Origin of the sequence: Streptomyces sp. NPDC005799 (assembly GCF_040630525.1) — a bacterium.
Taxonomy (GTDB): Bacteria; Actinomycetota; Actinomycetes; order Streptomycetales; family Streptomycetaceae; genus Streptomyces; species Streptomyces griseorubiginosus_B.
On record NZ_JBEXXQ010000105.1, the window covers coordinates 1 to 11,208 of the forward strand.

At 68.8% G+C, this 11,208-nt stretch carries 11 protein-coding genes, 5 pseudogenes and 1 CRISPR repeat array; of the genes and pseudogenes, 12 read left to right on the plus strand and 4 right to left on the minus strand.

Annotation, left to right across the window (positions count from 1 at the left end; translation table 11 throughout):
• Positions 1-192 precede the first annotated feature (192 nt).
• From ABZ453_RS48795 to ABZ453_RS48815, 5 genes are all read left to right on the plus strand, one after another.
• Positions 193-1,386, plus strand: a complete 1,194-nt coding sequence (locus tag ABZ453_RS48795) for a tyrosine-type recombinase/integrase (protein WP_359026216.1) — start codon at positions 193-195, stop codon at positions 1,384-1,386.
• The gene (locus ABZ453_RS48800) at positions 1,383-1,952 is read left to right on the plus strand and encodes a hypothetical protein (protein WP_359026218.1); all 570 of its coding nucleotides are present in this window, start codon (positions 1,383-1,385) and stop codon (positions 1,950-1,952) included. The genes ABZ453_RS48795 and ABZ453_RS48800 overlap by 4 nt, the downstream gene beginning before the upstream one ends.
• A gap of 43 nt (positions 1,953-1,995) precedes the next feature.
• Positions 1,996-2,304 carry a metalloregulator ArsR/SmtB family transcription factor gene (locus ABZ453_RS48805; protein WP_359026220.1) on the plus strand — a complete coding sequence of 103 codons (309 nt, stop codon included), beginning with the start codon at positions 1,996-1,998 and terminating at the stop codon, positions 2,302-2,304.
• 39 nt (positions 2,305-2,343) lie between these two features.
• Positions 2,344-3,114, plus strand: a complete 771-nt coding sequence (locus ABZ453_RS48810; protein ID WP_359026222.1) for an aquaporin — start codon at positions 2,344-2,346, stop codon at positions 3,112-3,114.
• A gap of 988 nt (positions 3,115-4,102) precedes the next feature.
• Positions 4,103-4,453, plus strand: a complete 351-nt coding sequence (locus ABZ453_RS48815) for a hypothetical protein (protein ID WP_359026224.1) — start codon at positions 4,103-4,105, stop codon at positions 4,451-4,453.
• A 138-nt stretch (positions 4,454-4,591) separates the two neighbouring features.
• Here the strand turns inward: ABZ453_RS48815 and ABZ453_RS48820 are convergent, their stop codons facing one another.
• Positions 4,592-4,945 (minus strand): metalloregulator ArsR/SmtB family transcription factor, encoded by a 354-nt coding sequence (locus tag ABZ453_RS48820; protein ID WP_359026236.1) that lies wholly within the window; start codon positions 4,943-4,945, stop codon positions 4,592-4,594.
• A 308-nt stretch (positions 4,946-5,253) separates the two neighbouring features.
• Here ABZ453_RS48820 and ABZ453_RS48825 point away from each other — a divergent pair.
• From ABZ453_RS48825 to ABZ453_RS48845, 5 genes and pseudogenes are all read left to right on the plus strand, one after another.
• Positions 5,254-5,644 (plus strand): annotated as a pseudogene (locus tag ABZ453_RS48825) (NAD(P)-binding protein); the annotation flags it as partial.
• 13 nt (positions 5,645-5,657) lie between these two features.
• A pseudogene (locus ABZ453_RS48830) lies at positions 5,658-6,274 on the plus strand (MFS transporter); the annotation flags it as partial.
• A gap of 218 nt (positions 6,275-6,492) precedes the next feature.
• The gene (locus tag ABZ453_RS48835) at positions 6,493-6,813 is read left to right on the plus strand and encodes a hypothetical protein (RefSeq protein WP_359026226.1); all 321 of its coding nucleotides are present in this window, start codon (positions 6,493-6,495) and stop codon (positions 6,811-6,813) included.
• A 108-nt stretch (positions 6,814-6,921) separates the two neighbouring features.
• Positions 6,922-7,200 (plus strand): hypothetical protein, encoded by a 279-nt coding sequence (locus ABZ453_RS48840; protein WP_359026228.1) that lies wholly within the window; start codon positions 6,922-6,924, stop codon positions 7,198-7,200.
• A gap of 18 nt (positions 7,201-7,218) precedes the next feature.
• Positions 7,219-7,492: direct repeats of the CRISPR family, unit length 29 nt; unit sequence CGAAGCACCCCCGCGTCGGCGGGGAGGAC.
• A gap of 203 nt (positions 7,493-7,695) precedes the next feature.
• A pseudogene (locus ABZ453_RS48845) lies at positions 7,696-8,467 on the plus strand (HD domain-containing protein).
• Positions 8,468-8,573: 106 nt separating this feature from the next.
• Here ABZ453_RS48845 and ABZ453_RS48850 read toward each other — a convergent pair.
• Positions 8,574-8,717, minus strand: a complete 144-nt coding sequence (locus ABZ453_RS48850; protein WP_359026230.1) for an IS3 family transposase — start codon at positions 8,715-8,717, stop codon at positions 8,574-8,576.
• 88 nt (positions 8,718-8,805) lie between these two features.
• Positions 8,806-9,192, minus strand: a pseudogene (locus ABZ453_RS48855) (IS30 family transposase); the annotation flags it as partial.
• 63 nt (positions 9,193-9,255) lie between these two features.
• On the opposite strand from ABZ453_RS48855, the gene ABZ453_RS48860 reads away from it, so the two are divergent.
• Positions 9,256-9,870, plus strand: coding sequence for an ISAzo13 family transposase (locus ABZ453_RS48860; RefSeq protein WP_359026232.1), 615 nt, complete (start codon positions 9,256-9,258; stop codon positions 9,868-9,870).
• Here the strand turns inward: ABZ453_RS48860 and ABZ453_RS48865 are convergent.
• A complete protein-coding gene (locus tag ABZ453_RS48865) occupies positions 9,851-10,849 on the minus strand; it encodes an IS481 family transposase (RefSeq protein WP_359026234.1) in 999 nt (332 codons plus the stop codon). The two genes, ABZ453_RS48860 and ABZ453_RS48865, sit on opposite strands and share 20 nt — an antisense overlap.
• Positions 10,850-10,984: 135 nt before the next feature.
• Here ABZ453_RS48865 and ABZ453_RS48870 point away from each other — a divergent pair.
• Positions 10,985-11,113, plus strand: a pseudogene (locus ABZ453_RS48870) (ISAzo13 family transposase); the annotation flags it as partial.
• Positions 11,114-11,208: the final 95 nt, after the last annotated feature.

An 11,208-nucleotide genomic window follows, 5' to 3' on the forward strand; every position in this document is an offset into this window, starting at 1 on the left:
CCGGGAAAGAGGACACGGGCCGACCATCAGCCCACTACACTCACCGAAACCGCCCCTGAACAGGGAAAACGTCAAAGTGCTGCTGGAGTACTAGTCGGTAGACGTTGCGCATCCGAACGATGAAGGAGCGCAACAGAGTTGGACGCAGGATCTCGTGACATCCAGTTGATCACCTTGCCTCGGTGGGGGCGCGTGGCCAAAGGCATCGGGGTGGTGCCCTGGCTGGTCTTTGATGAAGAGGCACAAGCAGTGGAGCCGATCCGTAGGTTCCTGATCGACTTCGTCGCTCGCGACAACCGGCCCGGCAGCGTCCGCAGCTACGCCTTCGACCTGCTGCGCTGGTGGCGATGGCTGCGGGTGGTCCAGGTCGAGTGGGACCGCGCAACCTCAGCGGAGGTCCGCGACTTCGTGTTGTGGCTGCGCATCGCGACGAAGCCGCGGACGTCGGCGCGTACGCAGTCGGAGGCGACTGCGGGGATGACCAACACGATCACGAAGAAGCCGTACCTGGACGACCTCTATAAGCCGCGCACCATTCGGCACAGCAATGCCGTGATCCGCAGCTTCTACGAGTTCTGGATCGAGTCGGGCAGCGGCCCGCTGGTCAACCGGGTGCCGCTGGCCCGAAGCACGAGGCGGCGTCCGCACGCCCATCACAATCCTCTGGATCCGTACGGCACCGAGGGGCGGCTGCGCTACAACCCCAAGGTCCCACGGCGTCGGCCCCGGCAGATGTCGGACGAACGGTGGAATGAGCTGTTCGGGGCGCTGCGCTCCAACCGGGACCGGGCGATCCTCGCCCTCGGGATCAGCAACGCCGCCCGCGCCTCCGAGCTTCTCGGGGTCCGTGGTGTCGACGTCGACTGGGGCGATCAACTGGTCCGCGTCGAACGCAAGGGCTCCCAGGCCGAGCAGTGGCTGCCCTCCAGCCCGGAGTCGTTCATCTGGCTGCGGCCCTACCAGAGCGAGGGACCGCCGCTGGATCCGCAGGCTCCGTTGTGGTGGACGCTGCGCCGACGTGATCACGGTGAGGGTCTGGCCTATCAGCCGATGAACTACGAGGCCCTGCGCGCGGTGTTTCGCCGGGCCAACGCCTTGCTGGGCACGAACTGGTCGATGCACGATCTGCGGTACACCGCCGCGCTGAGGATGGCCCGGGACAAGCGCCTGACCTTACGGGACGTGCAAACCATCCTCGGGCACGCGCACTTGAGCACGACCGCCGACATCTACCTGGTCGAGGAGGAAGAGCAGGTCATCGCCCGAGTCCAGGAGTATCTGGCCGACCGGGAGGAACGTGCGAAGCACCCCGCGCCACCCACCGCTGTCGCCTCGGGCTACGAGGCGAGCGACCTGGCGGTGCTGTTCGGGGGTGCTCAAGCATGAGCTACGCAGGAGGGCGGCGCGCTAATCGGACTCGGCTCGCCGGAACCGGCACGACGCCGCCACGGCCGCTGTTCGTCGAACACGACCTCAAGGCCGACAAGAACCGCGTCGGCCCGCACGACCAGCGCACCCGCGACGAAGTGCTGGCACTGTTGCCGGCCTCCCCGCTCTGGCCGCGCAGGAAGTACCGCGGCTGCGTCGATCCCGGCGTGAGGCTCCTGGGCTTCACCGGCCGGATCCTGGACTGGCTCGAGTGTCACGCCGGAGACGGCTGGCAGGCCCGCTGGCACGCGGCCGACGCCGACCAGAGCAAGGAGATTGTGCATGCCGGAGTCCTGGGCGACGACCAACGGGAGTCCCAGCGCAACGGCGTGATCTCAGGCATGAACCTGCTGATGTCCAACCGGATCGTGCTGCCGGGCTACGGCTTCCTGCGCGGCTACAAGGCCATGCGGCTCTTCAAGAACGTCCAGCAGCTCTTCCCCGACGGCAAGCTGGAACAGATGCGCCGCTACGGCGCCAACGTCGGCATGACGGCCCGCCACATTGACGAGGCCTACGGCTGATCTCGTCGATCCTCTACCTCCGGGCTCGAGCCCGGCGCTGCGCATGCTGACGTCAGTCGACACTGATCTGATCCGGGTTCTGGCCGACCCGCTTCGGCTCCAGATCGTGACTCTCCTCGCCAAAGAGACGCTGTGCACCACCCACCTCGTGGAGGAGACGGGTGCCAGGCAGACCAACCTCTCCAACCACCTGAGAGTGCTGCGCGAGGCCGGGATCGTGGAGACGGAGCCGTGCGGCCGGTTCACCTACTACAAGCTGCGCGCGGACGTCATCGCATCGCTTGCCGGACAGTTCGCCGAGCTGGCCGAGTCCGCCCGTAGCGCCGCCGGCAACAAGCGCTCCTGCCCCTGACCTGTCGCCGCCCCCGGCAACCGCACCAAGGAGTCTTTGTTGACCGCCACGCACGAGTCCGCCGCGGAATCGGCGATACCTGCCGCTGAGCCGCAGCCCGCTCCGGGCGCGACCCCGCCCCGCCGGCCGCTGGCTGCCCGGGCCGCCGCCGAACTCGTCGGCACCGCCGCCCTGGTGGCGGTCGTGGTCGGCTCCGGCATCCAGGCCACCGAACTGACCAAGGACGTCGGGGTGCAGCTGCTGGCCAACTCCCTGGCCACCGTCTTCGGTATCGGTGTGCTTATCCTTCTGCTCGGCCCGGTCTCCGGTGCGCACTTCAACCCGGTCGTCACGCTGGCCGAGTGGTGGACGAGACGGCGCGGCGGCGCCGGGGTGACGATCAGGGAGGCGGCCGTCTACATCCCCGCGCAGATCTCGGGTGCCATCGCGGGCGCGATCCTGGCGGCCGCGATGTTCGGCAAGGCACTGGTGGAGTGGTCCACCCACGACCGCTCGGCCGGGCACCTGCTGCTCGGCGAGGTCGTTGCCACGGCGGGCCTGGTCCTGCTGATCTTCGGCCTGGCCCACACCGGACAGCTGCGCTTCGCACCCGTCGCCGTCGCCACCTACATCGGTGCCGCATACTGGTTCACCTCCTCCACGTCCTTCGCGAACCCCGGGGTGAGCATCGGCCGTGCCTTCAGCGACACCTTCGCGGGGATCGCCCCCGGCTCCCTGGTGGGCTTCATCGCCATGCAGGTGGTCGGCGGCGCGGTCGGCCTGGCCCTGGTGGCGCTCATCTTCACGCCCAACCGGAGGACGGGGGAGTGACGCAGGCTGCAGCGTGTGCCCCCGCGCGGACGCCGGTACGAAAAACGTCATCCGCGTTGTGGCGGTTCATCCAGGACGACGACCCGAACGCGTTCACGCTCATCGTGGACACCGTGAACGGGCCGTACGTGCGGCGTATACGTCCGGCGCTGCCCCTTCCGACCGGCGTGGAGCACGGCCCGGGTGCTGAGGTGGCGGCACACGCCGCTGCAGCCACCTGGGGGCTTTCCGACTTCGTCTTCCAGTCCGCTTACGCCGACAAAGGTTCCGGGCGGCGCGAGCTCGGCGACCAGCTGCTGATCACCGGCCAACACGGTGCCGTGATCCAGGTCAAGGCCCGCACGATTGCGCCCAAGGGCGCGGACGCCGAGGCGGCCTGGATCCGCAAGGTCGCGACCAAGGCCATGCGCCAGGCCAAGGGCACCGTGAGGCAGTTGCGGATGCTGCCCGCCGACATGATCAACGCTCGCGGCCGCACACTGTCCGTCGACGGCAACGCCTACCAGTGGATCGCCGTGTTCTTGCTGGACCACGAGCAGGTGCCCGGCGAGACGATCTGCTCGCTGGAGCCGATCGGCATACCCGCGATTGCCCTGACGCGCAGGGACTGGGACTTCCTCTTCGATCAGCTGCGCTCCACCACCGCCGTCCTGGACTACCTCTTCCGCGCCGCCGCCGAGCGGGCCGTCGCCCTGGGTGAAGAACCCGTGCGCTACTACGAGTTCGCCGCAGCTGACGCCGAGGCGCCCCCCCGCTCCCCTCAGCCCCGATGTCGCCGCACTCGGCGGAACACACTTCTCCGTCCCGCTGCTCCCGCAGGTGCCGGCGGGGGCGGAGCAGGCCCATCGGGTCATGCGGATCATCATGGAGGACGTCGCCACCTCCGCCATCAGATCGCAGATCAGCGAGCCCAGCCGGCTACTCCTCCTTTCCGACCTGGACAAACTGCCGGTCGGAGCGCGCCGAATGGGGGCAGCTGCTGCTGGACATGCTCGCCGACGTACGCGAGGTGCCGGCCGACGAGACCAAGTGGCGCTGGCGCCGCTCCATCGACCCCTCCGGAACCCGTCAGCTCATCTTTGGATGCGCCACCCGCTTCGGCCCCGAGGTGGAAGCCGCCTTCCAGTCGTACGTACTGCTGCGCCACCATCAGCTCCATCAGCAGACCGGCCTGGCCGAACAGACCTCCACGCTCGGTGTTCTGCTCACCCCGCGCACCGACGGCAGCCGCCCTTGGGACACCACTTTGCTGCGCACCGAGGGCGACAACGACCTGACCTCCGAGGAAGTGGAGCGGTACACCGAGCTCTGGAATCCTCGGCCTGCTGAGGCTGCCTGAGCAGCATCAGCGGCGCGTGATGCATGATGAGCCGAGGCGTCTGATGCGAAGAGCGTCATGGCAGTGGCCGGTATGACGGCCGCTCGCTCGCGCAGCCCTCGCCGGACACGGCAATGCTCCTCCTGCTCCCGGCTGCTGTCAGGCCGCGGCCGGCGCGATGGTCAGCAGCGTGCCCATCGCGGCCAGCACCGAGGGCTCGACCCGGTAGTACACCCAGGTGCCGCGCCGCTCGGAGGTGAGCAGCCCGGCGTCCTTGAGCTTCTTCAGGTGGTGGGAGACGGTCGGCTGGGAGACGCCGACGTCGGAGATATCGCACACGCACGCCTCGCCGCCCTCGTGCGAGGCCACGGCGGAGAACAGGCGCAGCCGCACCGGGGCACCGAGCGCCTTGAACATCCGCGCGGCCGTCTCGGCCTCCTCGGCGGTGAACGGGCGCTCGGTCAGCGGAGGGCAGCACGGCGCCACGGCCCCGGACGGCTCGGGTTCGAGCAGCGGGCGACCCGGCCGGCGTCCCGGCCGACCCCGCGCGGGGAGTCCGACGGCAGACTGCGCAGCCACTCCAGTGGCAGTAGCGGGGCCACGATCCCGTCGACGTCTTCAGCGTCACCGGCCGCAGCACGCCGCAGCAGTGCGTGCGCGGCGGCCAGACCGGACTGCCCGCCGCCGCTACAGCGACGTCGGTGCGCTCCCTGAACGAACCCATTTGATTCGATAAATGTCTATATTGACGTCTGTCAATATAGGGTGCCATGCTGGCGAGCGCAAGCCATCGACGAATGTCGAAACAAGAGGAGTCGATCATGAATGCGCCTGCCACCGCCGACCTGCCCGTCGTCGTGATCGGAGCCGGTCCCTCAGGCCTGGCCGCCGCCGCCCACCTCGTCGCATACGGCATCGAGCCGCTGGTCCTGGAAGCGGGGCCGACCGCCGGGGCGGCCGTGTGCGAGTGGTCGCACGTGCGGCTCTTCTCGACACGAAGGCGGTGTGGATCCTGCGCCGGGGGATCTCCGGCTCCACCTTCGGCGGCGGCGAAGCCGACCAGCTCCCCGCCCGCGGCGCGCTCGGCCCCGCGGCGAAGGCCGCCGTCGGCGACGGCCACGCCCACGCGGTCACCGGATTCCGCACCGAGACCATCGAGCGGGACGGCGAGGCCGCCTGGTCCTGGCCACCGAGGACGGCCGCCGCCTCGACGCGCGTCGGCCGCATCCTCGACCGTCGCGGCCCCCGCGCCGTCATGACCACGGCTCCATACTCGGCGCAGCCAGCCTGCTGATCGTGGCCGCGGCCCCGATCATGCCCGTCTTCACCGCCGGCTGGGCGCTGGCCGGACTTGCGACGGCCACGACCTTCTACCAGCCCGCCTTCGCCGCCCTCACCCCGCTGGTGGGCCCCCGACCACGTACGCGCCCTGACGATCGTCACGCTCGCCGACGGTCTCGCCTCCACCGTCTTCGCTCCGACCACCGCGGCTCTGGCCGACCACCTGAGCTGGCGGGCCACCTACACCGTGCTCGCCCTGGTCCTGGCCGTCATCACCATCCCCGCCCACGTACTCGTCCTCAAAGGCCCCTGGCCCCCAGCGCCTCCACCACAGGCCACGCCTCCAGCGACGCGACGGCCGTCCTCCGCAGCCGGCCGTTCTGGATGCTGGCTGGCGCCCTGACCCTCTCCGCGGTCGCAGTCTCCGCAGTCGTCGTCGCCCTCGTCCCGCTCTTCCTCGAACGGGGCTTCACCCACGCCCAAGCCGCCTGGGCCCTCGGCCTCGGCGGCGCAGGACAGACCCTCGGCCGCACCCTGTACGCCGCGCTCGCCCTCCGCACCGCAACCACCACCCGCGTGCAATTTCACGTTCGCGCAAATAGGGCCCGGTCTCTTTCGGATCTGTCGTCAGCGCAGTTCGCCGGGGGTGGCGCGAACGGTGCACGGGGTGGCGAAGTGTGGCGTTACGCGGAAGCAAAGAGCGCTCCTGCTTTGAGTATGCGGAAAGTTACCTTCCGTTAGATCTTCGTGTTCCAAGCCCTGCACGGAGTGAGCGGCCAGTGAACCGCACCCCGCGCAGCACCGACGAGGCCCTGCGCCGTACCCGCGTCTTCGAGGGCGAGTACACCACCGCCGACCTTCAGGCCGCCCGGCACACCCTCGCCGCGCACCTGCACGAGCTGCGCTGGGTACAGTTCCTCAGCACCGTCCCCCACCCCGGACCCGAGGCCCGGTCGCAGCCGGCCGCCCTGCACGAACAAGCCGCGCACGACTTGCGCCTGCGGTGCCGCGGCACCGTCCACCACCAGGACGCCGCCGCCCACGTCACCGCCACCAGCCGCGACCTCGACGGCGCCCTCACCTTCGCCACCCTGCTCTAGCTCGCCGACCAGGACGAAGGCGCCCGCTTCTGGTGGCACTACGCCGCCAGCGCCGGCAACATCGCCGCCGCCCTGTGCCTCTACCTCCTGCACCTGCGCCACGGCGAGATGCGCGACGCCGCCCACTGGGCCGGCCAGCTCCACCGCCTCAACACCCTTGGCTGGAGCACCTACACCCCAGTCGCCCACCACGCCGACACCTCGGCCACCTGTGCGGCTGGCCCGGGCACCTACTACACGCTGCCCGCCGTCGTCCCTGCCCTGTGCGAAGAGGCCCTCAAAGAGACCGTCGACGATCTGCCCGTCCCTTGCGACGGCGACATCGGGCCCGTTCCCCAACCCATGCCTGCTCTTGCCGCCCACTGGGAAGACCTGGTCACCTCATGAGCAGTCAACCCGGGCGAGCGGAACACCCCCGCGTCGGCGGGGAGGTCGGGGGCCGGGCAGGACCGGCTACGTGCTCCACCGAAGCACCCCCGCGTCGGCGGGGAGGACTATTCGGCCGCCACCATCATGTCCGTCGCGATCGAAGCACCCCCGCGTCGGCGGGGAGGACTGGCCCCACTCAGCGACGGTCTCGGCGTAGTCCGAAGCACCCCCGCGTCGGCGGGGAGGACTCGTCGACCGCATCGTCGAAGGCATGACCCTCCGAAGCACCCCCGCGTCGGCGGGGAGGACCCTTCCTGAGCTGCGACTTAATGACGGCTTTGCTGTCCTTTTGCTCGGGTGGGTGTGGTCATGCGGATGAGGGTAGCGGCTGTGGCGTTGGCGGGATGAGCCGGTCGCGTCGGTGGCGGTGGGCTGGGTGGTGTTGTCGGTGGCTCGTGTTTTGATCCTCGCTGCTGGCGGATTCTTCGTGCGCGGGGGTGGGGCGTGGTGTTGATGGTGGATGAGACGGCGTGGGGGAAGTCGCGGGGGTTGGATCCGGGGAGGCCGCCGTATCCGTTGGTGCGGCATCTGCTGGATGCGGCGGCGATGGCCTCGCATTTGTGGGATGCGTATCTGTCGGTGAATCAGCGGCGGGCTGTCGCTGATGGTCTGGGGTGTTCGGCAGGCTGGTGGTGTGGTGGCGTTGTGTGCCGGGCTGCATGACATCGGGAAGATTTCGGGTTTTCAGTTCTGTTCGCCCCACGGCAGGGAGCATCTCAGCGAGGCGTTCCTGGCGGACTTGGGGAAGATCGGTATTGAGCGGGTCGGTCATGACGTTGCCGGGATGCAGGCTGCTTCGGCTGTGTTGGACGCTTTGGGGTTCGCGGATGCCGGCGAGGTTTCCGCGGTGCGGCGTATCGCGGAGATCATCGGTGGGCATCACGGGCGTTTTTATCGTAACGACTATCTGCGTAACGGGCAGTGGGCGGTGCAGGAGTTGCTGGGCGGGCGGACGTGGGCGGCGCAGCGGGAGATGCACGCCCGGGCGGTGCACCGGGTGGTGGGGGAGCCGGTGGTTCTGGCCGAGTTCGGCGCGGCCGCGGCCGCGCTGGTCACCGGTGTGGTGATTCTCGCGGCCTGGCTGGTCAGCCAGGCCGACTACATCCGGGGCCGGCAGCTCTCGCTTCCGGGTTCGCTGGAGGGCACTTCACGCGCTCGCTCGCGGATGCGTCTGAGGTTCCCCCGTCATGCGGGAGGTGCTGATCAGCTGGTCAGCAGGGGTTGATGGGTGTTCAGATTCGTTGGTTCGGCCGTCGCCTGCTCGGCGTAGTGCTTATCCTCGAACTCGATCGGGCTGAGGAAGCCGAGCCGTTCCTGGATGCGGCGGGAGTTTAGAAGCCGTCGATGTATTCGAAGAGCGCGAGGTTGGCCTCGGCCCTGGTGGTGAAGGTGCGGCCGCGGATGCATTCGGTTTTGATGAGCATCCAGAGGTTCTCCGCGAGGGTGTTGTCGTACGAGTCCCCGACGGAACCCATGGATGCTTGAACCCCCGCTCGCAGCAGCCGAGTTGTGAGCTTGATGGACGTGTACTGACCAGGTTCAACCAGTGGATGCAACACCGGCTTATTTCATCGATAGTAGATGGTCGTTGAGGGCTTCAGCGGGCGTCTTCCAACCGAGGCTCTTGCGGGGTCGGCTGTTGAGCGTGGCAGCGACCGCCTCGATATCCTCAGCCGCCCATCGAGAAAGGTCAGTTCCCTTCGGGAAGTATTGGCGCAACAGGCCGTTCGTGTTCTCGTTGGTGCCGCGCTGCCAGGGGCTGTGCGGATCGGCGAAGTAGACAGGGACGCCAGTCTCGATCGTGAACTGGGCGTGTGCCGACAGCTCCTTGCCGCGGTCCCAGGTGAGCGATCGCCATAGTTGTCCGGGGAGGGTGGCGACCGTGGCCGCCAGCGCGTTCTTCATCGTCACCGCCCCGTAGCCGGCCAGCGGCGGCCCGTTCTTGGTCCGGGCAACCGTCTCTCCGAGTCGGCCGTTGCACGAGGGCGTGAGGAACTCGCGGGCGGAACGGAGATGTTGGGGCGGGTGCGCAGGCCCGGCGGCGGGCGTAAGTCCGCCGCCGGCGACCCCGGGCTGGTGGCGGCACTCGAGTCGTTGATCGAGCCGCGCGAGGTGGGCGATCCAGTGTCCCCTATGCGCTGGATCACTGCCTCGTTGCGGGACTTGTCCCGGGAACTGACCGATGCCGGCCATCCGGTCAGCGCGCCAGTGGTCGGCAACCTACTGCACGCGATGGGCTTCAGCTTGCAGGGCATGGCCAAGACCCGGTCCGGCAGCCAAGTGCCTGGCCGCGACGCTCAGTTCCGGCACATCAACTCCGCCGCCGAACGCTTCCTGGCTGCGGGCCTGCCGGTGATGAGCGTCGATACGAAGCAGAAGGAACCGATCGGCGACTTCGCCCGGCCCGGCCGCACCTACCGCCCCAAAGGCCAGCCCATCACCGCCCCGGACCACGGCTTCATCGACCCCGACACCCCGGTCGCCATCCCGTACGGCATCTACGACCTGGGGCGCGACAGCGGCTGGGTGAACGTGGGCCCGACCGCAACACCGCCGCCTTCGCGGTGGAGTCCCTGTGCCGCTGGTGGAAGACTCAAGGGCACCTCGACTAGCTGTACTGACCCGTGAGGTTGGGGACGCGGCTGGCGGGTGGTTGCCCTTTCAGTGCGGTGTGTCCGCGGTGGTGATTGTAGGTGTGCAGCCAATGCGGGAACGCTTCACGACGCTCGGTTTCGGAGCGGTAGGGACGTGCGTAGGCCCACTCCTCCAGCAGGGTGCGGTTGAAGCGTTCGACCTTGCCGTTGGTCTGGGGCCGGTAGGGCCGGGTGCGCTTGTGGGCGATCCCGGCCGCTGCCAGCGCATCGCGCCAGTCGCGTGAGCGGTAGCAGGAGCCGTTGTCGGTCAGTACCCGCTCGACGGTGATGCCGGCCTGGGTGAAGAAGGCGTGGGCCCGCTGCCAGAAGCCGGTGGCGGTCTCCTTCTTCTCGTCGGTGTGGATCTCGCTGTAGGCGAGACGGGAGTGGTCGTCGACGGCGGTGTGCAGGTAGCTGTAGCCCAGGTTGGGGCGGCCGTGACGGGTGCGGGGCCGTGCGGGGTCGCGGTGTGCGGAACTGTTCCGGCTGCCCTGGGCTCTGCCGTGGGCCCTGTGCCCGCCGCCGTCGGGGATGTTGCCCAGCTTCTTGATGTCGACGTGGACCAGTTCGCCGGGCCGGTCGCGTTCGTAGCGGCGGACGACGCGGCCGGTGGCCCGGTCCAGATGCGTCAGGCGGGCCAGACGGTAGCGGGTGAGGACCCGGTGCACGGTGGACGGCACCAGGCGCAGGAAGTGCGCGATGCGGGCCGGTCCCCACCGGCGCAACAGGCGGACCTTGATGATCCGTCGCTCGGTGCGGGTCGGAGTGCGGCCAGGACTGTGACGCGGGCGACTGGAGCGGTCGGCCATGCCGGCCTCGCCGAGCTGCCGGTAGCGGTCGGCCCACCGCTGGGCCGTGCTGGGCGAGACCTGGAAGCGTTCGGCGGCCCGCCGCAGCGGCCAGCCGTCGTCGACGACGCAGCGGGCCAGGCGCAGGCGGCCAGTCTCGGTCAGAGGTGCATTACGGTGGGGCACGAGGGCCTTTCTGTCGGTGTAGACGTCGCAATCCACACCGAACCGGAAGGCCCTCACCCGTTCAAGATCCCTCAGCCGAGACCTGGCTCACCCGTCCACAACCTCCCGAGACAGAACAACTAGCCCGGCGTAGACCGCTTACTGGTCACCGCCGACGCCGGAGGGGCCAACTCGGCCGACTCCCGCCTGTTCAAGATGGACCTGGCCGACTTCGCCGACGAATGCGGCCTGAGCATCACCGTCATGCACTTCCCGCCAGGTACTCAATGCCGTTGCTTGAATTAGTGAACTATCGCCGGGTGCAGCGTGATGACCTTGGGGGCGACGCGCCGTGTCGGCTGCCGGTCGCGGGTGTTGAT

Bases quoted from the DNA above. Each gene is read 5' to 3' on its own strand.
- ABZ453_RS48800 (WP_359026218.1), top strand. From the start codon at position 1,383: ATGAGCTACGCAGGAGGGCGGCGCGCTAATCGGACTCGGCTCGCCGGA.
- ABZ453_RS48850 (WP_359026230.1), bottom strand. From the start codon at position 8,717: ATGGGTTCCGTCGGGGACTCGTACGACAACACCCTCGCGGAGAACCTC.
- ABZ453_RS48815 (WP_359026224.1), top strand. From the start codon at position 4,103: ATGCTCGCCGACGTACGCGAGGTGCCGGCCGACGAGACCAAGTGGCGC.
- ABZ453_RS48860 (WP_359026232.1), top strand. From the start codon at position 9,256: ATGTTGGGGCGGGTGCGCAGGCCCGGCGGCGGGCGTAAGTCCGCCGCC.
- ABZ453_RS48840 (WP_359026228.1), top strand. From the start codon at position 6,922: ATGCGCGACGCCGCCCACTGGGCCGGCCAGCTCCACCGCCTCAACACC.
- ABZ453_RS48805 (WP_359026220.1), top strand. From the start codon at position 1,996: ATGCTGACGTCAGTCGACACTGATCTGATCCGGGTTCTGGCCGACCCG.